General features: G+C 34.6%; 25 protein-coding genes. 9 read left to right on the top strand and 16 right to left on the bottom strand.

Annotation, left to right across the window (positions count from 1 at the left end):
* Positions 1-11 precede the first annotated feature (11 nt).
* Together ACKX2A_RS07860 and ACKX2A_RS07855 are read left to right on the top strand one after the other, a co-directional pair.
* A complete protein-coding gene (locus ACKX2A_RS07860) occupies positions 12-1,958 on the top strand; it encodes a M4 family metallopeptidase (RefSeq protein ID WP_415328822.1) in 1,947 nt (648 codons plus the stop codon).
* Positions 1,959-2,326: 368 nt separating this feature from the next.
* Positions 2,327-2,602, top strand: a complete 276-nt coding sequence (locus ACKX2A_RS07855; protein ID WP_415328821.1) for a hypothetical protein — start codon at positions 2,327-2,329, stop codon at positions 2,600-2,602.
* A gap of 37 nt (positions 2,603-2,639) precedes the next feature.
* Here ACKX2A_RS07855 and hemH read toward each other — a convergent pair whose 3' ends face one another.
* Both hemH and ACKX2A_RS07845 read right to left on the bottom strand, forming a co-directional pair.
* On the bottom strand, positions 2,640-3,662 hold the full coding sequence (hemH, locus tag ACKX2A_RS07850) for a ferrochelatase (RefSeq protein WP_415328820.1): 1,023 nt from the start codon (positions 3,660-3,662) through the stop codon (positions 2,640-2,642).
* Between the two features lie 72 nt (positions 3,663-3,734).
* Positions 3,735-4,613 (bottom strand): NifU family protein, encoded by an 879-nt coding sequence (locus ACKX2A_RS07845; protein WP_415328819.1) that lies wholly within the window; start codon positions 4,611-4,613, stop codon positions 3,735-3,737.
* A 153-nt stretch (positions 4,614-4,766) separates the two neighbouring features.
* Here ACKX2A_RS07845 and ACKX2A_RS07840 point away from each other — a divergent pair, with 153 nt between their 5' ends.
* Both ACKX2A_RS07840 and ACKX2A_RS07835 read left to right on the top strand, forming a co-directional pair.
* Positions 4,767-5,303, top strand: a complete 537-nt coding sequence (locus ACKX2A_RS07840; RefSeq protein ID WP_415328818.1) for a gamma carbonic anhydrase family protein — start codon at positions 4,767-4,769, stop codon at positions 5,301-5,303.
* 22 nt (positions 5,304-5,325) lie between these two features.
* Positions 5,326-6,012 carry a hypothetical protein gene (locus ACKX2A_RS07835; RefSeq protein ID WP_415328817.1) on the top strand — a complete coding sequence of 229 codons (687 nt, stop codon included), beginning with the start codon at positions 5,326-5,328 and terminating at the stop codon, positions 6,010-6,012.
* A 121-nt stretch (positions 6,013-6,133) separates the two neighbouring features.
* On the opposite strand, the gene ACKX2A_RS07830 is transcribed toward ACKX2A_RS07835, so the two are convergent.
* Positions 6,134-6,562, bottom strand: a complete 429-nt coding sequence (locus ACKX2A_RS07830; protein WP_415328816.1) for a hypothetical protein — start codon at positions 6,560-6,562, stop codon at positions 6,134-6,136.
* Positions 6,563-6,652: 90 nt separating this feature from the next.
* On the opposite strand from ACKX2A_RS07830, the gene ACKX2A_RS07825 reads away from it, so the two are divergent.
* Complete coding sequence (locus tag ACKX2A_RS07825) at positions 6,653-8,779, top strand: helix-turn-helix domain-containing protein (protein WP_415328815.1); 2,127 nt, start codon at positions 6,653-6,655, stop codon at positions 8,777-8,779.
* Positions 8,780-8,853: 74 nt separating this feature from the next.
* Here ACKX2A_RS07825 and ACKX2A_RS07820 read toward each other — a convergent pair whose 3' ends face one another.
* Entirely contained in the window at positions 8,854-9,360 is a 507-nt protein-coding gene (locus tag ACKX2A_RS07820) for a hypothetical protein (protein WP_415328814.1), read from the bottom strand.
* Between the two features lie 194 nt (positions 9,361-9,554).
* Here ACKX2A_RS07820 and ACKX2A_RS07815 point away from each other — a divergent pair, with 194 nt between their 5' ends.
* Positions 9,555-10,559, top strand: coding sequence for an LLM class flavin-dependent oxidoreductase (locus ACKX2A_RS07815; RefSeq protein WP_415328813.1), 1,005 nt, complete (start codon positions 9,555-9,557; stop codon positions 10,557-10,559).
* A 69-nt stretch (positions 10,560-10,628) separates the two neighbouring features.
* Positions 10,629-11,750, top strand: coding sequence for a 3,4-dihydroxy-2-butanone-4-phosphate synthase (gene ribB / locus ACKX2A_RS07810; RefSeq protein WP_415328812.1), 1,122 nt, complete (start codon positions 10,629-10,631; stop codon positions 11,748-11,750).
* A 119-nt stretch (positions 11,751-11,869) separates the two neighbouring features.
* Here the strand turns inward: ribB and fmt are convergent, their stop codons facing one another.
* The 5 genes from fmt to folK form a co-directional block, all read right to left on the bottom strand.
* The gene (gene fmt / locus ACKX2A_RS07805) at positions 11,870-12,817 is read right to left on the bottom strand and encodes a methionyl-tRNA formyltransferase (protein WP_415328811.1); all 948 of its coding nucleotides are present in this window, start codon (positions 12,815-12,817) and stop codon (positions 11,870-11,872) included.
* Positions 12,818-12,876: 59 nt separating this feature from the next.
* Positions 12,877-14,778, bottom strand: a complete 1,902-nt coding sequence (locus tag ACKX2A_RS07800; RefSeq protein WP_415328810.1) for an ATP-dependent DNA helicase RecQ — start codon at positions 14,776-14,778, stop codon at positions 12,877-12,879.
* A gap of 75 nt (positions 14,779-14,853) precedes the next feature.
* Positions 14,854-16,314, bottom strand: coding sequence for an OmpA family protein (locus ACKX2A_RS07795; protein ID WP_415328809.1), 1,461 nt, complete (start codon positions 16,312-16,314; stop codon positions 14,854-14,856).
* A gap of 31 nt (positions 16,315-16,345) precedes the next feature.
* Positions 16,346-17,458 (bottom strand): OmpA family protein, encoded by a 1,113-nt coding sequence (locus ACKX2A_RS07790; protein WP_415328808.1) that lies wholly within the window; start codon positions 17,456-17,458, stop codon positions 16,346-16,348.
* A gap of 17 nt (positions 17,459-17,475) precedes the next feature.
* Positions 17,476-17,793 (bottom strand): 2-amino-4-hydroxy-6-hydroxymethyldihydropteridine diphosphokinase, encoded by a 318-nt coding sequence (gene folK / locus ACKX2A_RS07785; protein ID WP_415329431.1) that lies wholly within the window; start codon positions 17,791-17,793, stop codon positions 17,476-17,478.
* A gap of 121 nt (positions 17,794-17,914) precedes the next feature.
* Between folK and sppA the strand changes: the two genes are divergently transcribed.
* Positions 17,915-19,672 carry a signal peptide peptidase SppA gene (sppA, locus tag ACKX2A_RS07780; protein WP_415328807.1) on the top strand — a complete coding sequence of 586 codons (1,758 nt, stop codon included), beginning with the start codon at positions 17,915-17,917 and terminating at the stop codon, positions 19,670-19,672.
* Positions 19,673-19,746: 74 nt separating this feature from the next.
* On the opposite strand, the gene ACKX2A_RS07775 is transcribed toward sppA, so the two are convergent.
* The 6 genes from ACKX2A_RS07775 to lnt form a co-directional block, all read right to left on the bottom strand.
* Positions 19,747-20,010, bottom strand: a complete 264-nt coding sequence (locus ACKX2A_RS07775) for a GlsB/YeaQ/YmgE family stress response membrane protein (protein WP_415328806.1) — start codon at positions 20,008-20,010, stop codon at positions 19,747-19,749.
* Positions 20,011-20,083: 73 nt separating this feature from the next.
* Positions 20,084-21,037, bottom strand: a complete 954-nt coding sequence (gene ftsY / locus ACKX2A_RS07770; RefSeq protein ID WP_415328805.1) for a signal recognition particle-docking protein FtsY — start codon at positions 21,035-21,037, stop codon at positions 20,084-20,086.
* Between the two features lie 197 nt (positions 21,038-21,234).
* Positions 21,235-21,384 (bottom strand): DUF4295 family protein, encoded by a 150-nt coding sequence (locus ACKX2A_RS07765; protein ID WP_065395045.1) that lies wholly within the window; start codon positions 21,382-21,384, stop codon positions 21,235-21,237.
* Between the two features lie 20 nt (positions 21,385-21,404).
* The gene (rpmG, locus tag ACKX2A_RS07760; RefSeq protein WP_027373683.1) at positions 21,405-21,587 is read right to left on the bottom strand and encodes a 50S ribosomal protein L33; all 183 of its coding nucleotides are present in this window, start codon (positions 21,585-21,587) and stop codon (positions 21,405-21,407) included.
* 3 nt (positions 21,588-21,590) lie between these two features.
* The gene (rpmB, locus tag ACKX2A_RS07755; protein ID WP_002976757.1) at positions 21,591-21,833 is read right to left on the bottom strand and encodes a 50S ribosomal protein L28; all 243 of its coding nucleotides are present in this window, start codon (positions 21,831-21,833) and stop codon (positions 21,591-21,593) included.
* Between the two features lie 262 nt (positions 21,834-22,095).
* Positions 22,096-23,730 carry an apolipoprotein N-acyltransferase gene (gene lnt / locus ACKX2A_RS07750; RefSeq protein ID WP_415328804.1) on the bottom strand — a complete coding sequence of 545 codons (1,635 nt, stop codon included), beginning with the start codon at positions 23,728-23,730 and terminating at the stop codon, positions 22,096-22,098.
* Positions 23,731-23,785: 55 nt separating this feature from the next.
* Here lnt and ACKX2A_RS07745 point away from each other — a divergent pair, with 55 nt between their 5' ends.
* Positions 23,786-24,205: a VanZ family protein gene (locus ACKX2A_RS07745; protein ID WP_415328803.1), complete on the top strand. Its 420-nt coding sequence runs from the start codon at positions 23,786-23,788 to the stop codon at positions 24,203-24,205.
* Between the two features lie 52 nt (positions 24,206-24,257).
* On the opposite strand, the gene proC is transcribed toward ACKX2A_RS07745, so the two are convergent.
* Positions 24,258-25,061, bottom strand: coding sequence for a pyrroline-5-carboxylate reductase (gene proC, locus ACKX2A_RS07740; protein WP_415328802.1), 804 nt, complete (start codon positions 25,059-25,061; stop codon positions 24,258-24,260).
* Positions 25,062-25,101 lie beyond the last annotated feature (40 nt).

Genomic DNA, 25,101 nt, shown 5'->3' with positions numbered 1-25,101 from the left:
AAATATTTATTATGAAAAAGAGATTTATCCTAACATTAAGTGTTGCAGCGTGTTCTTTTGTTTTCGGACAAAATGCTCCATCGAAATTACTTCCGGCAAAAGACGGACTTCACAGTGAGTTTATGAGATTTGAAAAGGACAGACCCGCTTTTCAGGGAAATCCTGTTTTATTCGACGAGACTTCTCAAAGATTTTCGCAAGCACAAGGTCGCCAATTGGGAATTGAAAAAGATCAACTGGGCTTCGAAACGTATAGATTCCAACAGACGGTTAATAATATTCCTGTAGAATACGGTATGATGGCTGTCCAAACCAAAGATGGCAAAATTGTAGGACAATCTGGAAAATGGATTGTTAAAGTTCCAAAGAATATCGAAAAACAAGCTAATATCTCGGAAAGTATAGCTTTACAGAATGCTTTGGCTTTCATAGGTGCGCAAACTTACAAATGGCAAAATAAAGCAGAAGAAGATTTCATCAAAACTGAATCGAATGATTTCAGTGCAAGTTTTGCTCCGAAAGGTGAAGTTGTTTATTATTCAGATCCGACGGATGAGAAAATGAGTGATTTAAAATTAGCTTATAAATTTGATATTTATGCAGAACAACCTTTAAGCAGACAATACGTTTTCGTAGATGCCAAAGACGGGAAAATATTGGGAGTAGATGCAATCATTCATGATGTAAATGCTCCGGGAACGGCTGTCACAGGGTATAGCGGAACTAGAAGTATCGTTGCAGATTCTTATAACGGAAGCTACCGATTGAGAGAAACCGGAAGAAACGGAGGAACTGCCGTGCAGACATTTAACTTAAAAAAAGGAACCAATTATTCTTCAGCAGTAGATTTTACGGATACCGATAATACTTGGAACAACGTGAATACCAATAAAGATCAATACGCAACCGATGCACATTGGGGAGCAGAAATGACATTGGATTATTTATTTACAAAATTCGGAAGAAAGAGTATCGACAACAATCATTTTGCGATAAAGTCTTATGTGCATTATTCTACGAATTATTTTAATGCTTTCTGGGATGGTTCGAGAATGACGTACGGTGACGGAAGCGCATCGACAAATGGTGGAAAACCTTTAACAGCTCTTGATGTTTGCGGTCACGAAATCACTCACGGAATGACTTCCAAAACAGCAAATCTTGCTTACCAAAGAGAATCGGGTGCTTTAAATGAAGGTTTCTCCGATATTTTTGGAAACTCAATAGAAGTCTGGGCAAGACCAACACAGGCAAGCTGGAAACTGGGAGAAGATTTCAGCTACATCATCAGAGATATGGCTAATCCGAATGCATACGGTCAGCCTGATACTTACTTAGGAACATACTGGAAACCTACGACAACTTCCGGCTGTTCGAGCCCTACTCAATCCAACGATTATTGTGGCGTTCATACCAATTCGGGAGTTCTTAATTTCTGGTATTATTTATTAGTAACAGGAGGAACAGGAACGAATGATAAGGGATTTGCTTACAACGTTACAGGTATCGGTCTGGATAAAGCAGCGGCGATTGCTTACAGAACATTAACGACTTATCTTTCTTCTTCTTCAAATTACCTTAATGCAAGAACGTATTCGCTTCAAGCTGCTGCAGATCTTTACGGTTCAGGAAGCAACGAAGTTACTCAGGTTACCAACGCATGGAATGCTGTAGGAGTAGGAGGCGGAACTTCTGCTGCAGGAAAAGTAGATTCTGCTGCACTGTATACGATCAGTCCAAATCCGGCAACAGACAGATTTACAGTTTCATTCGACGGTAAAGCGGGTAATGGAGTAGTAGAATTGATGAGTTTAACGGGAAAAAGAGAAATTTCCGAGAAAATTAAAACAACAGACGGGGCAAACCGAGTGGAAATCCAATTACCATCCAACATGCTTCCGGGAATATATGTGGTTACTGTAAACGGACAAAAAGCAGGAAACTTAATCAAGAAATAATTCAAATTTAGAATAACCATTTAAAAAGCTAAGGCCACAGGAAATTTTCTTGTGGCCTTTTATTTTGTCTGAATTTTTTTCGGGAGCTATTTGATTACATCGAAAAGCAGTTTAATTTTCTATTTGAAGCTTTTTCCCGCTATCCACTATATCTTTTTTGTCACGGCTCCGCTTCGCTACGCCGCAACAAAAAAGGATGTCGTTTCTATCGGGGCTAGGAACTTGCGACTGTTTTAATAACACAGAATAATAATCAAAGTTTGTTATAAAAGTCGAAATGACAAGGGAGTATTAAAGAACTTAGCGGACTTAGTTAAGTGAAACACCTTTGTGAACTAAAAAAAGTATAGTGGTCAAAAAAAATCTTTGTGACCTTTGCGTTAAAATTCAAAAGTTTAAATAGTAGAAATAATTTAAAAAGATTCAAACGAAACATAGAATCAGAAGAAATAAAAGAGCAAACCATCCCAAAATACAAGTTCAAGCCGTCGGAACTTCCGACAGTGCAAACCCAAACCGATTCATACAATCGGAAGCTCCGACAAATAGAATTTAAATTGATTTTAGCTGTCGGAACTTCCGATGGAAAGAAATTAAATATGTTGAGACTTTCGGAATTTCCGACGATGCAAACCAATATTTAAGCAAAAAAAAACCTCCGTTTCCGAAGGTTACTATATTTTAAACTAAATAAAATTCATTGAGTTTTTCCTCACAAAGCGTTTTCACGACTTCGATCCATCGATCTTCATCATTAAGACAAGGAATATAATGGAAGTTTTCTCCACCGCCACTCATAAACTGATGCTTTCCTTCCACAGAAATTTCTTCCAATGTTTCCAGACAGTCTGAAACGAAGGCCGGACAAACAATCGCCAGATTTTTAATTCCTTTTTTACCGATACTTTCAAGAGTTTCGTCGGTATAAGGTTCCATCCATTTATCTTTTCCTAACCTAGATTGAAACGTAACCATCACTTTCTCTTTAGGTAATCCCAATTTTTTAATAACAGAATTGGTTACATCAAAACATTGATGGCGATAACAAAACTGATGACTCGGATTACTTTCTCTCGAACAGCAGTCGTTCAGATTACACGTATTGGTAGGATCGGTCTTGTAAATATGTCTTTCCGGAACTCCGTGATAAGAAAATTGTAGGGCATCAAAATTTTCAGGAAGTTTCTCTTTAATGCTTTCCGCCAAACAGTCAATATAAATATCTCTGTTGTAAAAAGGCTGTATATAATTGATTCTTACATCAGGAAATTTTTCTTTTCTTACTTCCTCCGCTTTTTCAATCACCGTTTCAGTTGTACTCATCGCATATTGCGGATACAATGGGAAAAGTACAATTTCCGAAACTCCTTTCTCAACCAGTTTTCTGATTCCTGTTTCAATGCTTGGTTCTGCATATCTCATCCCGATTTCTACCGGAACATCCACCAACTTCTGAAGTTTTTTCTGGATTTGTTCGGTAATAACAATTAATGGTGAACCTTGCTCCGTCCAAACCGTCTTGTAAGCTTCGGCAGACTTTGCAGGTCTTGTATTTAAAATAATTCCTCGAACCAATAATGCACGGAAGATCCATCGATAGTCGATCACCCTTTCATCCATCAGGAATTCATCCAAATATTCCTTTACATCTTTTACATCCGTAGATTTTGGCGAACCAAGGTTTACTAATAAAATTCCTTTCATAAAATATAAATAATGAGTAATTGTAATGAGTAATTTTTATTGCTTATTAATTATTACTAATTACTTATGTTTTTATCCGTTTACAGCTTCCACTCTTTCTACCAAATCCGGGACGAATTGTTTTAAGATATTTTCGATTCCGTTTTTCAAAGTAGCGGTAGAACTTGGGCAACCTGAACAAGCGCCCTGTAAAAGCATTCTTGCAGTTTTACTTTCCTGAACATATTCCATTAATGAAATTTTTCCGCCGTCGTTTTCCACTGCAGGAGCAACATATTCATTTAGGATATCAGAAATTTTCTGTTCATCGTCTGTGTAATCTCTGTTGATGATTTTTTCAACCGGATTTTCATGTTTCTGAGCTTCGATGTTTGAGATCTCACCTCCGTTTTGAAGATAATCTGCAATTAAAGCACGTACAGCAATCATTACCTCATGCCATTCTACAGAATTATCTCTGGTAACGGCAACAAAATTATCAGAAATAAAAACTTCCTTGGCAAAATCGAATTCCTTGAAAATAGCCTGAGCCATCGGAACACCTTCTGCTTCTTCTCTTGATTTTACTTCCACAAAACCTTCTATCAGCATTTTATTGGAAACAAACTTCATCACATTAGGATTAGGAGTCATTTCTGAATAAATCTGATACAGTTCTTTTTTCTTCTGAAGGTAAATTCTTGGGTTTGCCAATAGTTCGTCTTCAATTACATTTTTCAGGCTTTCAGCTACATGTTCCCACTCCATCGTATCTTGTTTGGCAACCGCCACAAAATTTGCAGTAATGAAAATTCTTTCCACAAAAGGATAATTGAAAAGTTCCTGTGCCAACGGAATTTCCGAAATATCTGAATCTCTATCCAACTCCAAAGATCCCGGAATAAGGTTGTAATCTGCAACAAATTTCATCACTTTCGGGTTTTCGGTTGGTTCTATAAGTATGGTACGCATTTTTTCGTTAAATTTGAGATACAAAAATACGTATTTAGAAATTAGAAGCTGGAAGTTAGAAGTTAGATTTTTGCTATCGGTATCATTTTAAAATTCTGAAGGATAAAATTTAATTTTCAAATCAGCTCATTATCAAAATATCAAATTAAAAATATGGCACTTATAAAAGAACTTTTAGGCAAAGCACCACAAATCGGGGAAAATACATTTCTTGCAGAAACAGCAACGATTATCGGAGATGTTACGATGGGAAAAGATTGCAGTATTTGGTACAATGCAGTGATTCGTGGAGATGTTCATTATATTAAAATGGGAGATAAAGTGAATGTTCAGGATAATGCAATGTTGCACTGTACTTACCAAAAACATCCTTTAAATATTGGGAATAATGTATCAATCGGTCACAATGCCATCGTTCACGGATGCACAATAAAAGATAACGTTTTGATCGGAATGGGATCTATCGTAATGGACGATTGCTTGGTTGAGGAAAATTCAATTGTAGGAGCAGGTTCTGTGGTAACGCAGGGAACTCACATAAAATCTGGGGAAGTATGGGGCGGAGTTCCGGCAAGAAAAATAAAAGATATCAATTCTCAATTATTAGAAGGCGAAGTGAACAGAATTGCAGATAATTATGTGAAATATTCTTCTTGGTATAAAGAAAATGTGAAGCATGTTGAAAGATAGTTTTTTAAGTTGATTTTATTAAATGAAATTTATATTAACGTTAATAGCATTTACACTGTTTAATTTTTTGAAATCTCAAGGTAATGATATTCGAGAATTTAATTTTAAGGAGTATGATTCTTTAATTAAGAAATCCTGTCCGATGGATTGTGAAATTAAAACTTATCATAACGCTGACTTTATATCATTTAAAAGAAAAGATTCTATCATTAATATGTCATATAATAAAGATGGCATTTCTAGAATGAATAAAACTTTTGGAAATTATCACGTTAATTATCAATTTTATCCGAATTTAAAAATTAAATCTAAGAACGAATATTTAATGGGAATTAGCCAAGTCGGTACAATGGAGGTTGGGGTTGAGAGAAATTATGATATAGAAGGAAAAATAATCAATGAAACTGATTGGGAAAAAGTTCCTTATGATACAGGTATTCCTGGACCTAAAATTAATGTCTGGAAAATTATAAAACAAGTAAAACAGGATTTTGATTTTGATATTCTGTTGGATGACTGTTTTTTTAGCATTCAGTATTATCAAGATGATTTAACAAAAAAAGTAAACTACAAAATCATTAAATTTATTAGTGATAATAATGAAAAATTAAAGTTGTTAGTTTACCATTATGATGGCGAATTTGGTAAATTTATTAATATTGAGAACTTAGAAAGTGAACTTCCTCCGGGTGGATTAGTTCATTATTAGAATTCACATTTCAATAATTCACAAAAAAATCTCTGTCCCAAAAGACAGAGATTTTTTAATAATCCTTAGTGAAAAAACTCCTGAGTGAGTTTTATATGTTTATGTTAATAATGTTTTTTATTTAAGAATTGACTAATTCTGCTTTTCCTTTCACACATTTAATGGAAGTTGGTGGATTGACCATCATACAATCCGACATGATGTTGTATTTTTGGTTGAAAGCCTTTACTTTTTCCGTATAATCATTGATTTTGGTTAAAATTGTTGCTTCCAATTTCTTTGGATAAGCAATATAAGATTGAGGCCCTCCACAAGCTTTTGCGCCCATTGGAGCAAACGCCCAGTCGTTGGCATTCTCACATTTTTCTTTGGAAATCTCTGTTTCTATTGATGCTTTTATTTTATCCAACTGAGCCTGATCGTATTTCTGACTGTTTTCATCTGCCGGTCTTTCTGAAATATCTATCGGTAAATTGGTATTGGCATTTTTTGTTGAGGAACAAGAAGCCATAAAAAGAACCGTGCATAAGGCTAAAACAGGGATTTTCATAAATAATTTTTCTCAAGTTATATTGTACTATTTTCAAAAGTTGTGCCAAGGTAAGGATTTTGAATTTCATTTTCCGTAATTTTGGCAACGATGAACAATCATTTTTTTGACTTAATAGAGCACACGAACCGAAGCGTATTTTTAACGGGAAAAGCAGGAACGGGAAAGACAACTTTTCTCAACGACTTTGTAAAACGCACCAGAAAAAAACACATTGTAGTCGCACCTACCGGGATTGCGGCGATCAATGCAGGTGGTGTTACCATTCACTCGATGTTTGGCCTTCCTTTGAGAACTTTTTTACCGACAACAGACAGAATCGACACCAGTCTGGCGAATAATATTGCCGACTTGATGCCTCATTTTAAATACAGAAAAGATAAGCTGAAGCTTCTTCGCGAAGTTGAAGTCATTATCATTGATGAGGTTTCTATGTTGAGATCTGATGTATTGGATATGATGGATTTTTCTTTGAGATTTATTCGAAGAAATAATCAACGTTTTGGAGGGGTGCAGATGTTGTTCATCGGAGATTTGTATCAGCTTCCGCCTGTGGTGAGAGATGAGCATATTTTAAGGATGTACTACGATTCTCCTTTCTTTTTTGACAGTCATGCGATCAAAGAAATTCCTTTAATTACAATTGAATTAACGAAAGTTTACCGTCAATCTGACGAAGAATTTTTAGCGATTTTAAATGCAATCCGTGACGGGGACGTTGCCAATATCGATTTTAATCATTTAAATGAAAGATTCGATCCTGATTTTAATGCAGGAGATGAGCCTTACGTTTATCTGTGTTCGCACAACAAAATGGCAGACGACATCAATCAGGAAAAGCTGGATGAAATAAAAGTTACGGCAACAACTTATGAAGCCAAACTTTTTGGAGAGTTTAAAGAAAATCAGTTTCCGAATGAGCAGTTTTTAGATTTAAAAATTGGAGCTCAGATTATGTTTATCCGAAACGATATTTCCGGAGAAAAGCGATATTTTAATGGAAAACTGGGCGAAATTTCTGCTTTAGACGAAAATGAAATTAAAGTCATTCTCGATGGAAGCGAAAGGGAAATCACTGTAAAAAGGGAAGTCTGGGAACAGAAAAAATATTTTCTCGATACCGAAAAAAATATTGCAGAAGAAGTTTTAGGAAGCTTTGAGCAGTTTCCAATTAAATTAGCTTGGGCGGTTACGATTCATAAAAGTCAGGGTTTGACGTTTGATAAAGTGATTATCGATGCAGGAAAGAGTTTCACGGCGGGGCAGGTTTATGTAGCGTTGTCACGCTGCCGAACGTTGGAAGGAATTGTTTTGAAATCGAAAATTACCCCTGATGTTATTTTTAAGGACAACAGAATTTTGAAATTTCAGGGAGATACTCATGCCAATGATAATGTTGAAGCGATTTTAAATAAAGAAAAATACGATTACAGCATCAGAAAAGTTCTTCGAACTGTTGATTCTCAATGGCTTTTGAAGGAAGTTGAAGACTGGAATAATCTTTCAATTGTTACGAAAAGTCTAGATCACCTTAAAACGAAACAATTATATAATCAGTTAAAACCTGAAATTGTAAACCTAGGAAAGATCTTCGAAAAATTAGAAAGGGTAATTTCTCAAAAGATTAATAATTTTATCGATCAGAAAGAAGAATGGTCGGAAATTGAAAGCAAAACGAAAGGAGCAGTTAATTTCTTTTTTACTGAAATCCGGGATAAAATTTTCAATCCACTGAAAGAATTTTATGCTGAAATAAAAGGTACAAAAGGTTTAAAACAATACAACGAAGATTTTCGTGTCTGGTTGGAAGACGTTGAAGAATATTTGAACAGTTTAAAGGAAATTCATTTATTGGAAACCAAACTTTTAGACGAAAAAAACGACAAGGAAATCACCATGAAAATTGCGAAAGTTCCGTCTCAGGTTCTGACTTTCCAATTATTCGAACAAGGAAAAACTATCGGTGAAATAGCCTTGGAAAGAGGTCTGGTAAAGGAAACGGTAATCGGACATTTGGCGAAATTTGCAGAACAGGGCTTACTGGATATCTCCAGAGTGGTAACTTCCGACAAAATAAAAGCTTTTGAAGATATTTTTTATAAAGATCCAAAAGAAACGCTTACGGAATGGAAAAATGTGTTGCCAAGTAATTTTGAATTTAATGAAATCAGGATTTTGATTAATCATTTTAATTATTTGAAGGAGAAAGCGAAATAAAAAATAGAAAAGGATTCAATTTAATTGAATCCTTTTTTTTTATGTTGAATGTTGCAATTTCAAGCTGAATAATGTCATTTCTTCAATTTTTCAAAGTCATACAGAGTAATTAGATCAATTTTATGACCCCAAATTTCGTTTGTTTTTGCATTGGGAAAAACTCCAGATATAGAAGTATTTTCAAATTCGTTTTTAAAATAATATTTTATATCTGCCTTATAATTTAATGGAACTTTTACATTACTTTTTAAAGATAAAAGAGATTTCCAATCTTTATCTTCTTTTCCTTCATTATAATAAGCTCCTGTAAAAAATATTTCAATAGTATTTTCTTTTATTTTCTTTGAAAAAAGATTTTTTTCTTTACTTAATGGATAATATTCTTTATATGGTTCTATATTTAAAACACGGTATTTGTATTTATTACCATTTTCTTTTAATTCTAAAGTTATTTTTGAGGCTAAAGGAAATGTGAAGATACCGTAATCTGTAGGGAATTTTGTGGGGATGTTAAGATTTTCCTGAGAAAATAATCTGCTCCAACAAAGTAGAATTGTAAATACAAACAGTATTTTTTTCATAGTTAATGTTTTAAATATAAAAAGTTGAATTAAATATACATAAAAAGTGGCAGTGGTAAAAGTAAAGTGAAATTCATGCAATTTCCAATAGTTTTTTTCTGAACTATACCATCAATCCTATCAATTACAAAAAGTAACTAATGCAATTTATTAGCCTTACATTTGTTTGGTTTTTTAAACCTAAAATTTAAAATATGAAAAATTTCGAAATATCGGTGTTGGATCTTGCGCCTGTAAAACAGGATAAGACCATTCACGATACATTTCAGGACAGTTTATCTTTAGCAAACCATACTGAAAATTTAGATTATAAAAGATTCTGGCTTGCCGAACATCACAATATGGAAAGCATTGCCAGTTCTGCAACATCGGTTCTGATCGGTTTTATCGCCAACGGAACAAAAAAAATCAGAGTAGGATCGGGCGGAATTATGCTTCCGAATCACAGCTCATTAGTCATTGCCGAACAATTCGGAACATTGGAATCTCTTTTCCCGGGAAGAATCGATCTTGGATTGGGAAGAGCTCCGGGAACAGATGGTTTAACAGCTCAGGCATTGGGTAGAAATCCGGCAATCATTAACGAACAATTTCCTAGACAAATCTTAGAATTGCAAAAATATTTCTCCAAAGAAAATTCAAATGCATTGGTTCGAGCAATTCCCGGAGAAGGATTGGATATTCCACTATATATTTTAGGTTCTAGTACAGACAGTGCTTGGTTGGCTGCGGAATTGGGACTTCCATATGCATTTGCAGGACATTTTGCTCCCGAACAAATGGAAATAGCATTCAATATTTACAGAGAACATTTTGAACCTTCAAAATATTTAGATAAACCTTATATTTTAGCTTGTGTCAACGGAATTGCTGCAGAAACTTCAGAAGAAGCTCACAAAATTTCTACGACTCTGTTTCAGGCTTTCATTAATATTGTTCGAAATGACAGAAAACCTTTTGCACCGCCGGTTGATGATATGGATACTATTTGGTCAGCAATGGAAAGATCGATGGTTTTACAGAAATTAAGATATACTTTTATCGGAGATCAAAGTGAAATTGCTGAAAAACTGAAAAGCTTTCAGGAGAAATTCAATGTGGACGAATTGATCATTAATTCTCATATCTACGACCATCAGAAAAGGCTGGAGTCTTACGAAATTATCAGAAAGGCAAAAGACTCTTTATTCACTGCTTAACAAACCATTTATATTAATTGGAAGATGCCTTTTTTTATGAGTATCTTTACGCAAATTTAAAAAGTAAAAATGTCTGATATTAAGTTAAATACTATTCCGGAGGCTATTGAAGACCTTAAAAATGGTAAAATAATCATAGTAGTAGATGATGAGGACAGAGAAAACGAAGGCGATTTTCTTTGTGCTGCCGAACTTACAACACCAGAAATCATCAATTTCATGGCGTATCACGGAAGAGGTCTTATTTGTATGCCACTTCCTGAAAAAAGATGCGACGAATTGGGGCTTGAAGTGATGGTGAGCCGAAGCAGCGATCCGAAAGAAACAGCTTTTACGGTATCGGTTGACCTTTTGGGGAACGGAACTTCTACTGGAATTTCTGCGAGTGACAGAGCGAAAACAATTTTAGCTTTGATGGATGAAAAATCTAAGCCTACAGATTTCATGAGACCAGGTCACATTTTCCCACTTCGTGCAAGAAAAGGTGGAGTTTTGAAAAGAGCAGGACATACGGAAGCTGCCATTGACTTGACTTGTTTAGCTGGTTTAAAAGAAGGTGGTGTAATCTGCGAAATTATGAATGAAGACGGATCGATGTCTCGTTTGCCGGATCTTTACGCTTTTGCTCAAAAACATGATATGAAAATTGTTTCTATCGAAGATCTGATTCATTATCAGCTTAAAAAAGGAAACCTAATCGAAAGAATAGAAGAGAGAAAAGTAAAAACAGCTTACGGAGAATTTGATTTCTTTGCTTTCAGAGAAACTTCTAATGATCAGATTCACTTTGCTTTAACGAAAGGATCTTGGACGGTTGACGAGCCTGTTTTAGTGAGAGTTCAGTCTTCTGATTCTTATTTTGATGTTTTAACAAGATTGAATAATGGTGAAAAACCTTTATTGGAGAAAGTGACAAGCATGGTAAATGAAGCTGGAAAAGGTGCAATTATTTTCATCAATAACGTTTCAAATTCTGAGAATACATTGAGAAAATTGCAGCAGTTCATTAATTATCAGGATGGGCAGCAACAGCATCCGACATTGGCATTCAACTACAGAGACTACGGAATCGGAACGCAGATTTTGAAAAATCTTGGAATTAATAAGTTTAAAGTAATCACTCAGAATCCAAACATTAAACCTCAAGTTGGTGGATACGATGTCGAGGTGACGGAGATGGTGCAACTATAAAATGTGAATGGTCAATTGTGAATTAACTTTGTTGTCAATTTTTTTTTGATACGTTTTTAAATTTATTTGCGAAGCAAAATTGACAATTCACAATTCAAATAAAAAAATGGCTTGATTTCTCAGGCCATTTTTATTTCGTCAAAATTTCTAAAACCATTTAGAAAATCTTTAATATTCATTCTTTTTTTTCCTTCCAATTGTAATTCTAAAGGAAAATATACACCGTCTTGTGTGTGGATCTTAAATTCATTTTTTGAAATCTCTAAGCTTCCTGCAGTTTTTCCGTGGCTTAAAATTTCAAATTTTCCACTGAATATTTTTAATCCTTTTTCGTCTTCTCCAATTTTTAAAGTGGTAAAAGCAGCCGGATAAGGTGACATTCCCAAAATAAACTGGTGAACTTCTTTTGAATTTTTTGTCCAGTCGATTCTTGTATCTTCTTTGAAAATTTTAAAAGCATTTTTTGGATGCTCAACGTGCGGTTGAGGTCTTTCAATAATTGAATTTTCTGCCAATCCATCTAATGTTTTTACGACTAATTTAGAACCCATTTCCATTAATCTGTCGTGAAGACTTCCTGCATTTTCATCTTCCAAAACGGGGATTTCTTCCTGAAGTAAAATATTTCCTTCATCAATTTTTTCATTGATAAAGAATGTTGTCGCACCCGATTTTTGTTCACCGTTAATCACTGCATAATTGATCGGAGCCGCACCTCTGTAATCAGGAAGCAGGGAAGCGTGAAGGTTGAAAGTTCCCATTTTTGGCATTTCAAACAAAACTTTTGGCATCATTCTGAAAGCTACAACAACAAAAACATCGGCATCGAGTTTTCTAAGCTCTTCTAAAAATTCAGGATTTCTCAATTTTTCAGGTTGAAAAACAGGAATATTATTTTCTACTGCAAAAACTTTTACAGGCGATTGATTGATTTTTTGTCCGCGTCCGCTCGCTTTATCCGCAACCGTTACAACGCCTACAACTTCGTGATGAGATTGATGAATGGCTTCCAAAGAAGTTTTTGCAAACTCCGGAGTTCCTAAAAATACAACTTTCAATGATTTCATGGTACAAAGATAAGGTCTTTGATTTATAAGTTATAAATTATGAGTTATGAATTATTTGCTTAAGCCAACATATAAGTCCTAAAATTCAACATTTTCACAGTTCCCGAATCAAGCAGGAAAATAAGATTTTCCAAAATATTTTCTTTTGAATGATAACTCAACTGAATGGAAAGTTCTTCGATTGTCGCAGGTCTTTTGCTTAATAAATTAATGATTTGATTTGAAATGTTTTTTCCGAAAATCGATTGTTTATTTCTTTCACAAACAGAACATTCTCCGCAGTTTTTAGAATTTTTTTCTCCAAAATAAGCGAGAATTAATTTCATTTTACAATATTGATTGTCTTCCACGAAAAATTTCATCTCTTCCCATTTTTGCATTTTATTTTTCTGAATATGCTCAAAAAGCTTCCAGTAAATGGAGCCATTCATTCTCTCGTCTCGTGGTTTTAGAAATTTAATGCTCGATAAAGCACCGTCAATATATTCAACATAGCCTTTTTGCTGAAGCTCTTTTAATCTTTCTTTTATTAATTCTATACTCACATTGATTTTAGAACTGATTTGTTGCTCACTAAACATCACTTTATGCGTTGTAATTCCAGAAATCGAACGAAGCATTAATTCTAAAAAGTAAGCATCTTTTTGAGGTAATTGATCGATTTCATCAGCTTCCATTAATAGTTGTAAAGATGAAAGACTTTTATATTCATTCAAATAAATAATTTCCTGATTGTGGAGAAAATTCAAAACATTTTTAATCTTTGCGTTCGACAGCTTTGTGAAATTCTGGATTCCGGTTGTATTTAATTGAAAAACTTTTTCAGGCAATTCAAATTCTGCAACTTGAAAAATAGAGTAGAGGTAGGAGATAATTTTTAAAAATTCGGCTTTATTCGGAATTTGATTCTTTAAAATTTGATCGAAATTTAAAATTTCCTGTTTATTCCAAAGTAAAAATGCAAAACTTTCATTTCCGTCTCTTCCCGACCTTCCGATTTCCTGATAATAATTTTCAATCGACGGAGCGGGCGAATAGTGGATCACAAAACGAACGTTGTCTTTGTCTATTCCCATTCCAAAAGCATTGGTTGAAATCAGGACGTTATTATTGCTTTTATTCCAAATGTTTTGTTTGGTGTTTTTTTCTTTTGTGGATAAACCAGCATGGAAAAAATCTACATTTTTCAATTGGTTTTTCTGTAAAAATTCGTTGAGTTGTTCGGCTTCTTTTCTAGTTCTTACATAAACAATTCCCGATTCATTAGTGAATTTTAAAATGTCAAAAACCTTTTGAAATTTATCAGAAACTTCTTCCGTGAAGATTTTAATATTGTCTCTTTTAAAACTTTTTTGAAAAACTTTTGGATCTTTTAATTCAAGCTTTAATTTAATTTCATCTAAAACTTTTGGAGTCGCCGTCGCCGTTAAAGCCAAGCATGGAATCTTTGGGTTATTTTTTCTGAAATCTTTGATATTTTGATAGCTTGGACGAAAATCCTGTCCCCATTCCGAAATACAATGCGCTTCGTCGACTGCAATAAAAGACAATGCAATTTCTTCTATATTCTGGATAAATTGTTTATTAGTCAATCTTTCCGGAGAGATATAAAGCATTTTGGTTAAACCTTCCTTACAACGATCATAAATGGTTTCTGCATCATATTCATCCAATTCAGAAGACAAATATTCAGCTTCGATTCCCCTTGATTTTAATTGATTTACCTGATCTTTCATTAAAGCTAAAAGTGGTGAAATAATAAGACAGGTTCCCTCCTTCAATAAAGCCGGAAGCTGGTAACAAAGTGATTTTCCTGCTCCCGTTGGGAGAAGAACAAGCGTGTCTTTTTCATTGATCACCGAATCGATAATTGCTTCCTGAGAATCTCTAAATTGATCATACCCCCAAAAATATTTCAGGGTGTTAAACTTTAGCTCTTGAAAATCTTGTTGAGAAATCATAGGGTAAAAGTAATGAAAGTATCAAAACAAAAAAAGTCACGCACTGCGTGACTTTAATATTATTAACAAATTAGTTTATTTTGCTTCAAAATATACTCTTCTGTTTGCTCTGTTTTTCCATTCCGGACACTTAGTAGCAGGGTCACACTCAGGATATTTAAGATCTTTTTCACCTCTACCTTCTGAGTTTAATTTACCAGACTGAACACCGTTTTTAATTAGATAATTTTTAACGTTGTTTGCTCTTCTTTCAGAAAGCTTTTGGTTGTAAGCATCAGATGCTCTTGTATCCGTAGCTCCGATTACAGTATATGTACCGTTTGAAGAGTTGATGTAATTTACAGCGTTGTTCAGGATTGGTGTATTAGAAGGTAAAATTCTGTCTGAGTTCAAATCGAATTCAATTCCTTCCAATTTCGTTTCAGTTTCTACTACCGGTCCAACAGGAGTCGTTGAAGTTGTAGGACAACCTTGGTTTTCTACCGGTCCTGGAACCGTTACACACTTATCGTAAAGATCGATAACTCCGTCAAGGTCAGTATCAAGAGCAACACCAGCACCGTCAACTCTTGCACCAGCAGGAGTATCAAGCTGTCTGTCCCAATCGTCACAAACACCATCGTTATCAAGGTCACCTTTTTTACAAACTTCAATATCTTGGTTTTTATTAGCCAATACATCTAGCTTGTAATAGATTTCTTGAAGTGGATCATGCCACATTAAGTGAGATTCGTGTTTTCCTAATTTCAAAGATACCCCTAAAGTAGCATTGAAGAAGTTATCAGAAACCTGCTCTTCTCTTTGGTTGATCGCACTATATTTTTGTCCTCCACCATCAAATTCATCATCGCCAGTTACAACGTACATCAATCTACCTTCGATGTCAATTCTTCGGTTTACTTTAAATTTAACACCGGCACCTGCCTGAGCAAACATAGATCCAAGTTGGAATGGCTTAATTTCAGTTACCATTCTTTGCCCCATTTCGTCTTTTTGATAAGCTCTGTACGCAATTGTACCGATACCAGCATATCCGTGCAATGCCCATCTGTAAGGAGAATGGTTATCAACTCTTCTTAGTAAGTTTGAGAAGTTGATGTCTCCTAATAATGAAATTGCATCATATTGAGTTCTAGCTCCTACTTGCTGATACGCTGAAGCATTTGTAGGCGCAGCATTTTTAGTATTAAACCAACCTTGTCTAGTTTCCCCTCTGTCATATTGTAAGTTAATACCAAAAGCATGAGTAATCGCTTTATCGATACTTACATATGCGGAATATCCGAAAAGGTTTTTACCGTTACCGTTCTTTATAGAAGTTAAATCTGCAGATTGAATCAATGGTACACCTGCACCAAAAGAGATTGCCCAATCATTGAATCTTTTCGATTTATTTGTAAACGGGGAAACATTTGCAGAGCCTGAAGAGAATGTATTTGGATATTCTCCATTTGAAACTACTGCAGTTGAGTCTTGCGCAAAAGCAACCGTAGGAACAGTAAGTGCTAATGCAACAATTGCTAAACTTAATTTCATAGTGTATTTTTTATTTAGTTAATTAAATGATTTATTTATTAGTCGGACAACCTTGATTTTCAACAGGTCCCGGAACAGTTACACACTTATCGTATAAGTCAATAACTCCGTCAAGATCCATATCTAATGCTACACCGGCACCGTCAACTCTTGCTCCTGCTGGAGTATCAAGCTGTCTGTCCCAATCATCGCAAACACCATCGTTATCATTATCTCCTTTTTCGCAAACAACAAGCTCTGTTGATGCATTTTCAAGAACGTTTGCTCTGTAATAAGCTTCTTGTAAAGGATCATGCCAAGCAAGGTGAGACATATGCTTACCTAGTTTGAACGATACTCCAAGGTTTACTGTCCATGCATTGTCAGATCTTCTTTTATCCAGCATATTGTATTTTGCATTTGCTGAACTTGGATTATAATCTGCAGGATCGGCCCAACCGCCACCGTCAAATTCATCATCCCCACTGATAATGTACATTGTTCTAAGCTCAAGATCTACAAGTCTTGAAACATTATATTTTAGACCCACACCAAACTGGTAATAAACAGAGTTGATGTCTAATTTTTGGTCAATAAATAAAGGAGCTCTCGCCGGAACGGTACTCCATCTGAATTGATCGTTGTCGTGTAATGAAGTGTTATAGTTCATTAAACCAATACCTCCATAACCATGCAATGCCCATCTATATGGAGAATGATTATCAACTCTTCTCATTAAATTTGAAAAGTTAATATCCCCCATCAAAGCAATTTGGTTATACTTTGTCTTAGCTTCTGCTACACCTGCAGCAACACCGGCTGCACCCTCTAGCTGAGCTTTTTGCGTTGTTTCACCTCTCTGATAAATAAGGCTGATTCCTACAGTGTGTGTGATTTGTTTATCCAAACTCACATATGAGTTGTACCCCCAGTTTACTTTTTTGTCTGTAATAGACTTAAGATCTGAATGTACCATAAACGCAGCACCACCACCAACTGAAATAGACCAGTCGTTGAATCTCCTAGCTTTGTTATTGAAAGGCTGAACATTGGCAGAACCCGATGAGAACGTATTCGGATATTGATTGTTAGAACTAACAGCAATACTGTCCTGTGCGTAAGTCGCAATAGGCAGAGTGGCCAATAATAATAAACCTAATTTCATACAATATGTTTTATGTTTTATTTTAATAGTTTATTTAATAATATTTGCGAAAACTCTCTTTCAAAAAGATGTTTTTTGTGAGGGATTTCTAATCTTTCTGAGACAAATTTTAATTCATTATACTTCACGATATCTATATCAATTATTCTATCTGAATAGCCTCCAGAAGCCTTAGAATCGCAAATTCTTCCCATTTCTATTTCAATACTTTTAACAAAATCAAGCAGTTGAATAGGTGAAAGATCTGTACATATTATCATTGCAATATTACAAAAAATATTGGAACTGGCAAATTCTACGGGGTCAGATGTCAAAAATTCACTTATTTGTAATATTTCTATTTTGCCTTCTTTTAACTTGTCTAAAGCGTTCTCTAAATTTTTTTTTGATCTCCAAGGTTACTTCCCAGTAACAAAACTACCTTATGCTGCGACATATTGGAAAAATGATTGATTTATGAAAAGTTTTTTTAAAAATGTACTGGCAAATATAGTGGCTATTGTCCTATTATGTGTCGTGTTTTTCTTCTTTTTTATCATAATGCTTGTGTTCAGCGCAATGGGCAGCGACAAGTCTGTGGTGGTAAAAAAGAATTCTATACTTACCATTAATTTAAAAACAAATATAATAGACAGCCCTACAGAAGAGCAGGGAAGTATCTTTAATATCAATGACCAAAATAAAAGTGTTTTAATTTATGATGCAATCGAAGCTATTAATAAAGCTAAAACAGATGATAATATTAAAGGTATAAGCATTGAAGCGGATGAGTTATCTGCGGGAATTACTCAGATCGATGATCTTAGAAATGCGATTCAGGATTTTAAGAAGAGTGGAAAATTTGTTTACGCTTATGGAAATACGGTTTCTCAGTCTTCTTATTATTTAGGATCAGTTGCAGATCAATATTATTTGAATCCGGCGGGAATGATCGAGCTGAAAGGTTTAGCAACGGAAGTCGCTTTCTTCAAAGATTTTGCAGATAAATACGGAATCGGAATTCAGGTGATTCGTCATGGGAAATTCAAATCTGCGGTTGAACCGTTTTTAAGAAACGATATTTCTCCGGAAAATAAAGAGCAGTTAAGCACATTATTAAATGACATCTGGAAAAATACTTCCAGTAGAATTGCAGTTTCAAGAAAAATGGATACTGCACAATTCAGAACGGTTGTTGATAGTTTATATGGAATGATTCCTGAGTTAGGATTAAAATATAAATTAGCAGATAAATTGATTCAGAAAACTGAATACGATCAATTAATCAAAACAAAATTAAGTTTAAAAGAAAACGAAAAAATCAATAAGATTTCTTTAGGAAAATATATCGATTCTTATTCTGACGATGATAAATCCGGAGATAAAGTTGCTGTTTTGTATGCATCAGGATCTATCAATGGAGGCGATAAATACAATGACATTCATTCTGAAAAATATATTAAATATATCAAAGATCTTCAGGAAAATGATAAAGTAAAAGCTGTTGTTTTTAGAATTAATTCTCCAGGAGGAAGTGCAAACGCGTCTGATGAGATCTTATTTGAACTTCAACAATTAAAAAAGAAAAAACCATTGATCGTTTCCTTCGGAGATTACGCCGCATCAGGAGGCTACTACATTGCGATGGCTGCGGATAAAATTTATTCAGAACCCAATACACTTACAGGATCGATCGGAGTTTTCGGAGTGATTCCTTATTATAAGGATATTGCAAATAAAAATGGAGTTCGTTCAGATATTGTTTCTACGAATGCGAATTCTCAGTATTATTCTGCTTTAAATGGCGTTACACCATACGGAGTAAGTTTAATTACAAGAAGTGTAGAAGGAACTTATAAAAGATTCGTACATTTCGTGACTCAAAACAGAAAACAGACTTTTGACCAGATCGATAACGTTGGTGGCGGAAGAGTCTGGAGCGGAACCAGAGCAAAACAAATCGGTTTGGTAGATGATTTGGGAACTTTGAATGATGCAGTGAAATTTGCAGCACAGAAAGCTGGTTTAAAATCTTACTCAGTTTCATCTTATCCAAAAAGAATGACTCCGTTTGAGCAGATTTTCCAAGATCTTAATGAAGATGATATCTCTGCGAGAGTCATTAAAAATAAAATTGGAAAGGCAAACTATGAAATCCTTGAGCAGGTTGTAGAAGAAAGAAAGCTACAGTCTGAAGTGAAAATGGAAATGCCATATCAGATAAAAATCAACTAAATTATATATTGTACAACGAAACGGCGGATTTGAATTTCAAATCCGCCGTTTTATTTTTATTTAAATTAAATTTTTTAGCTGCTCTTCTTAGTAGCCATTCCATAAATCCAGAGGATAATAAGTGCTCCTCCGATTGCTAAAATCCAGCTTCTTGGGTTCCAGAAAGAAGTTACATCACCCCAGTGTAGAATATAAACTCCGATAGCTCCTCCAACGAAAGCGCCTACAATTCCAAGGATAATGGTGATCAACCATCCACCTCCCTGAGTTCCAGGCATAATTAATTTTGCGATTGCTCCGGCAATAAGTCCGAATAAAATCCATGTTAAAATTCCCATAGTTTGCAAATTTTTTAAATTGTTAATATTTAATGAGTTTGTTTTTACTAATTTAGGGAAAACATGATTAAAATCATCTTTTCTTGAAGAACGAATCTACAAATTCCGTACCATTGAAAAGTTGCAGATCCTGCATTTTTTCTCCGACACCAATGTATTTTACCGGAATTTGGAACTGATCGGAAATACCAATTACAACACCCCCTTTCGCTGTTCCGTCAAGTTTTGTTACAGCCAAAGCGTTCACTTCCGTAGCTGCTGTAAATTGTTTTGCCTGTTCGAAAGCATTCTGACCTGTAGAACCATCAAGAACCAACAAAATCTCGTGAGGAGCATCAGGAATCACCTTTTGCATTACTCTTTTGATTTTCGAAAGCTCATTCATCAAATTAATTTTATTGTGAAGTCTTCCCGCTGTATCGATAATCACAACATCTGCATTTTGAGCAACCGCACTTTGTACCGTATCAAAAGCAACAGAAGCCGGATCAGAACCCATATCTTGTCTTACAATCGGAACTCCGACTCTTTCACTCCAAATTACTAATTGATCAACAGCAGCGGCTCTAAATGTATCTGCAGCACCCAAAACAACTTTCTTACCTTCAGATTTGAACTGATGAGCCAATTTTCCGATAGTAGTGGTTTTTCCGACTCCGTTTACCCCTACAACCATGATGACATAAGGTTTTTTAGAAGTGTCGATATTTCCTGTTCCTGCATGAGGATTTTCAAGTAAAAGACTTGAAATTTCTTCACGAAGAATTTTATCCAATTCATTTACACCGACAAATTTATCTCTTGCTACACGCTCTTCAATTTTTTCGATGATTTTAATGGTTGTGGATGCACCAACGTCGGAAGCAATAAGAATCTCCTCCAGATCATCCAGAACTTCATCATCTACTTTGCTTTTGCCGACTACGGCTTTCGTCATTTTTTCAAAGAAACCCTGACTGGATTTTTCCAATCCTTTATCTAAAGTTTCTTTTTCTTCTTTTTTAAAAATATTTTTAAACCAACTCATCTTATGAATTACGGAATTTTAATGTTTAAAATGATGGAAGCTGTAAGACGGAGGCGTGAAGTTTACAAACCTAGCTTCTAAGTCTGCTATGAACTTCCAGCATCCAGCTTCTGACTTCCAGCTAGATTAAAAGCAAAGATAACAAAAAAACTACCCAAAATCTGAGTAGTTTTTTTATATTGTAAATAAAGTAGGGATTATTTCTTCAAAAATCCGTCTACTTCGTCTGCATTCATTACTTTTTCTTCGAAAACGTAAGCTCCTGATTTAGAAGACTTCACCATTTTCACAACTTTGGTCATTTTTTTAGACCCGGTTTGTAGGGTTGCTACTACTTTCTTTGCCATGGTAAATTATATTTTATAAATTACTTGATTTCTTTGTGAAGGGTAGATCTCTTAAGAACTGGATTATACTTTTTAAGCTCTAATCTTTCTGTAGTGTTCTTTTTATTTTTAGTAGAAATGTATCTAGACATTCCTGGCATACCGCTTTCTTTGTGCTCTGTACATTCAAGGATTACTTGAACTCTATTTCCTTTTTTTGCCATGATTTAGTTCTTTTTAATCAATCCGTTTCTTGTAGCTCTTTCAATAGCTTCCTCGATTCCAATCTTGTTAATTACTCTCAATCCATGAGCTGATACTTTCAGTGTTACGTGCTTATCTTGCTCTGGAAGGTAAAATTTCTTCTCCAATAAGTTAATTTCAAAACGACGCTTCGTTTTGTTATTAGCGTGAGAAACGTTGTTACCAACCATTGCACGCTTTCCTGTTATTTGGCAAATTCTTGACATATCTCGATGTTCTTTATTTGTATAATATTTGAGGTTGCAAAATAACGAAGAATTTTTTAGATAGGCAAATCTTTTACAAAATTATTTATAAATAAATTAGTAATTATTGATCTTCATTTTTAGATAAAGGGTTTGAAAATGAAACTAGAAAAGAGGTGTAGGCTGTTTTGCTGATGCAAGTTTTATTTTACAAACGAAATCTATTTACAATTCTATTTAGGCTTTGATCTTATGTCTTCTTGATATCTCAAAAATTTAAATGCTACTCTTTCTTCATTTTATTTTGAACTCTTTTGATCAAAAAATAAAACAACAAAAACCCCAACGCAAAAATCGAAAATCTCGAAAGCAAATCTCCAGCTCTTGTATAAAAAGTCTGCTGATCGTAAAGATTTACTTTCGCAAATAATGTGGTTTTATCTCCATAAAAAGTATCTTCCAAAATCTCACCTTTTGCGTTAATGTGCGCGGAAATTCCACTATTTGCGGCACGAGCGATTTCTCTTCTGGTTTCAATAGCTCTTAATTTTGCGTACGATAAAAGCTGCTTATGCCCTTCCGTTACCCCCCACCAGGAATCGTTCGTCATGATGGCCAGGAAATTCGCTCCTTTTTTCACATAATCTCCTGTAAATTCACCATAAATACTTTCATAACAGATAATTGGAGCAATTTTTCCTTTATTGAAGGGATTCGAAAAAGCAACTCTTTCTTTATCAGTTCCCAAAGAAGCAACCGTTCCTCCCAAATTTAGCATGGCATCTCCTAAAAGAGGCTTTAAATAACTCATATAAGGGAAAATTTCGACACCGGGAACCAGCTTTCCTTTGTGATAAACTTCCACTTTCTGATTTGGAATAACCTGAACAGCCGAATTGAAATTTTCAACCCAAAGTTCTTGATTTAGCTGATAGGCTTCTTTGGGTAAATCTGTGTTATTTGTATAGAATTTATGCGAAGAAATTCCTGTTGTGAAAACAGAACCTGGATGTTTAGATAGAAATCCTTTAAGATTGTTTAAAATTAAACTCTTCTCAAAAGCCCTCTCCGAAATAGATCCTCTTCCCGGAAGTGCGGTTTCAGGAGCAATGTAATAATCTATTTTTCCTTTCGAATTTCTTTCTGCTAAACTTAAAAGATCATTCTCAATCGTCAAGCTGTCCTGTGAATATTTTTCAGCGTAAGGATCAAGATCGGGTTGAAGCATCAAGACATTTACCTGTCCGATTGGTTTTTCATTAAAATTATTAAACTTAACAAAAGAAATAACCATTGGTATCGCAATTAATCCTATTACAATAGAAGAATTTCTGATCAAATCGTTTCTTTTTCTTCCTGCTTCCCAAGTTCTTACGGTATAAAAAATCAAGATATTAATTACTAAAATCCAAAAACTTCCGCCTGTCGCTCCTAGTGTGTCATACCATTGAATAAGTTTCGGATATTCTGAAAAAGCGTTTCCAAGATTCAGCCACGGCCATGTGAATTCCCAATTCAAATGAAATTTCTCAAAACTCATCCAGATTGCAATGAAAAATCCAAGTCCCCAATACGTTCCCTGTGCATTTTTGTACCAGTGGTAAAATTGAAAAACCAAGGAATATAAAAGAGAATTAACCAAAACCGGAAAAGCAACTGCAAGTACAGAATTGCTTCCGTCGGGATTTTTAGCGCCGTATAACCAACCTGTCGTTACGATATTCCAAATGACAAAACATAAGTAGGAAAGTCCGAAAACCACCCAGCTTTTTCTTTTATAATTTGAAAATTTCGAAACACCATGCTCCATCATCAAAAGTGGAACTAGCGCAAAAAATATAAAAAACGGAACCCCGTAAGTTGGCCACGAAATGGACAATAGCATCGCTGAAATGAGCGTAAGTAAAACGTATTTCATTAAATTTATTTAACACACAAATTTAATGTTTTTGAAATGAATAAATTTGCAATTGATGTTAAAGAAATTTTATAAAATTATTATCGTTCCCTATACTTTATTTTTGCTGTATCTCATGTTCTTTGGGATGGGCAGAATTCAGTATGATGATAATTTACTGACGATTGAGCCCATTATTTCTACGATTAATTTTATCAAAGGAGCCGTTTCGATGCGGGATATCATAGTAATTGTTGTAGGAAATGTGGTGATGTTCATTCCATTCGGTTTTCTGGGTTGGATTTTTCCTAAATTTAATGATCTTAAAACCTTACTTTTTGCCTTTGTTTCTACAATTACGATCGTTGAAGCACTACAATATTTTACAAGAATGGGAATTTTTGAGTTGGATGATATTTTGATGAATACTTTGGGAGTGTTTCTTGGGTTTTTGCTTAGGAAATTTGCAGAGAAGCAGCTGGTAAATTGGGTTTAGGACTAATGTTTTAATGAGAGATGCTGAGCTTGTCGATGCATCTAATATAATTTTACCCGTTTAATTCCTTTGCACGTTTCTCTGCATTCAGAATTCCGTCTTTTAAAATATCTTTAAAATTATTTTCGTTAAAAGTTTTCAAAGCGGCTTCTGTTGTTCCGCCTTTTGAGGCAACGTCTTTAATTAATTCTTCTAAGCTTTTATCAGAATTATTAATCAAATGATAAGCTCCCAACATCGTTTGCTGAACGAAAAGTTTAGATAAGTTTTCATCAATTCCCATTTCCACTCCGGCTTTTATCATCGCGTCTACGATGTAATAAAAATAGGCTGGTCCGCTTCCGGAAAGTGCTGTTACGCCATCCAACAACTCTTCATTTTCCAAATAAACCGATCTTCCGGTGGAGTTTAATAATCTTTCAATATTAATTAGCTGACTGAAAGAAATTCCAGCTGCAGAAGTATATCCTGTGATTCCCATTCCGAGAAGAGTAGGAGAATTTGGCATAGCTCTTACAACCCAAGGATGATTTAATAATTTTTGAATTTTCTCGATTTTAATTCCCGCCATGATGGATAGAACCATTTGATTTTCCTGTAATTGAAATTTGAAATTTTCCGCAACGTGTTGGAAATCCTGTGGTTTTACGGCGATGATAATTAAATCTGCCTCCAATTGTTTTACATCATCAAAAGTTGAGATTTTCGACTTTGGAAATTCTTCTGAAATTTTGGAGAATTTGGATTCGTTTCTTGTAATTAAATGTAAATTTTCCGGTTTTATCAGATCATATTTTAAAAATGATTTTGAAAAAGATAAACCCATATTTCCGGCTCCGAGAATTGCGATTTTCATGTTTGTGTTGCTTTATATTATGAACCTTGTCAAAGTTCAA

Source organism: Chryseobacterium sp. MMS23-Vi53 (genome assembly GCF_047651245.1).
Classification (GTDB): domain Bacteria; phylum Bacteroidota; class Bacteroidia; order Flavobacteriales; family Weeksellaceae; genus Chryseobacterium.
Note: the sequence above shows the minus strand (reverse complement) of the source record. Positions and strands in the feature narration are given on the sequence as shown.

Excerpts from the sequence above, each read along its gene's own strand:
- rpmG (WP_027373683.1), bottom strand. The coding sequence starts at position 21,587 with ATGGCAAAAAAAGGAAATAGAGTTCAAGTAATCCTTGAATGTACAGAG.
- ACKX2A_RS07845 (WP_415328819.1), bottom strand. The coding sequence starts at position 4,613 with ATGCGTACCATACTTATAGAACCAACCGAAAACCCGAAAGTGATGAAA.
- ACKX2A_RS07825 (WP_415328815.1), top strand. The coding sequence starts at position 6,653 with ATGAACAATCATTTTTTTGACTTAATAGAGCACACGAACCGAAGCGTA.
- ftsY (WP_415328805.1), bottom strand. The coding sequence starts at position 21,037 with ATGAGTTGGTTTAAAAATATTTTTAAAAAAGAAGAAAAAGAAACTTTA.
- rpmB (WP_002976757.1), bottom strand. The coding sequence starts at position 21,833 with ATGTCAAGAATTTGCCAAATAACAGGAAAGCGTGCAATGGTTGGTAAC.
- ACKX2A_RS07795 (WP_415328809.1), bottom strand. The coding sequence starts at position 16,314 with ATGAAATTAAGTTTAGCAATTGTTGCATTAGCACTTACTGTTCCTACG.
- ACKX2A_RS07765 (WP_065395045.1), bottom strand. The coding sequence starts at position 21,384 with ATGGCAAAGAAAGTAGTAGCAACCCTACAAACCGGGTCTAAAAAAATG.
- ACKX2A_RS07745 (WP_415328803.1), top strand. The coding sequence starts at position 23,786 with ATGTTAAAGAAATTTTATAAAATTATTATCGTTCCCTATACTTTATTT.
- ACKX2A_RS07830 (WP_415328816.1), bottom strand. The coding sequence starts at position 6,562 with ATGAAAATCCCTGTTTTAGCCTTATGCACGGTTCTTTTTATGGCTTCT.
- sppA (WP_415328807.1), top strand. The coding sequence starts at position 17,915 with ATGAAAAGTTTTTTTAAAAATGTACTGGCAAATATAGTGGCTATTGTC.
- fmt (WP_415328811.1), bottom strand. The coding sequence starts at position 12,817 with ATGAAATCATTGAAAGTTGTATTTTTAGGAACTCCGGAGTTTGCAAAA.
- hemH (WP_415328820.1), bottom strand. The coding sequence starts at position 3,662 with ATGAAAGGAATTTTATTAGTAAACCTTGGTTCGCCAAAATCTACGGAT.
- ACKX2A_RS07775 (WP_415328806.1), bottom strand. The coding sequence starts at position 20,010 with ATGGGAATTTTAACATGGATTTTATTCGGACTTATTGCCGGAGCAATC.
- ACKX2A_RS07860 (WP_415328822.1), top strand. The coding sequence starts at position 12 with ATGAAAAAGAGATTTATCCTAACATTAAGTGTTGCAGCGTGTTCTTTT.
- ribB (WP_415328812.1), top strand. The coding sequence starts at position 10,629 with ATGTCTGATATTAAGTTAAATACTATTCCGGAGGCTATTGAAGACCTT.
- ACKX2A_RS07840 (WP_415328818.1), top strand. The coding sequence starts at position 4,767 with ATGGCACTTATAAAAGAACTTTTAGGCAAAGCACCACAAATCGGGGAA.
- lnt (WP_415328804.1), bottom strand. The coding sequence starts at position 23,730 with ATGAAATACGTTTTACTTACGCTCATTTCAGCGATGCTATTGTCCATT.
- ACKX2A_RS07820 (WP_415328814.1), bottom strand. The coding sequence starts at position 9,360 with ATGAAAAAAATACTGTTTGTATTTACAATTCTACTTTGTTGGAGCAGA.
- ACKX2A_RS07815 (WP_415328813.1), top strand. The coding sequence starts at position 9,555 with ATGAAAAATTTCGAAATATCGGTGTTGGATCTTGCGCCTGTAAAACAG.
- ACKX2A_RS07790 (WP_415328808.1), bottom strand. The coding sequence starts at position 17,458 with ATGAAATTAGGTTTATTATTATTGGCCACTCTGCCTATTGCGACTTAC.
- ACKX2A_RS07800 (WP_415328810.1), bottom strand. The coding sequence starts at position 14,778 with ATGATTTCTCAACAAGATTTTCAAGAGCTAAAGTTTAACACCCTGAAA.
- proC (WP_415328802.1), bottom strand. The coding sequence starts at position 25,061 with ATGAAAATCGCAATTCTCGGAGCCGGAAATATGGGTTTATCTTTTTCA.
- ACKX2A_RS07835 (WP_415328817.1), top strand. The coding sequence starts at position 5,326 with ATGAAATTTATATTAACGTTAATAGCATTTACACTGTTTAATTTTTTG.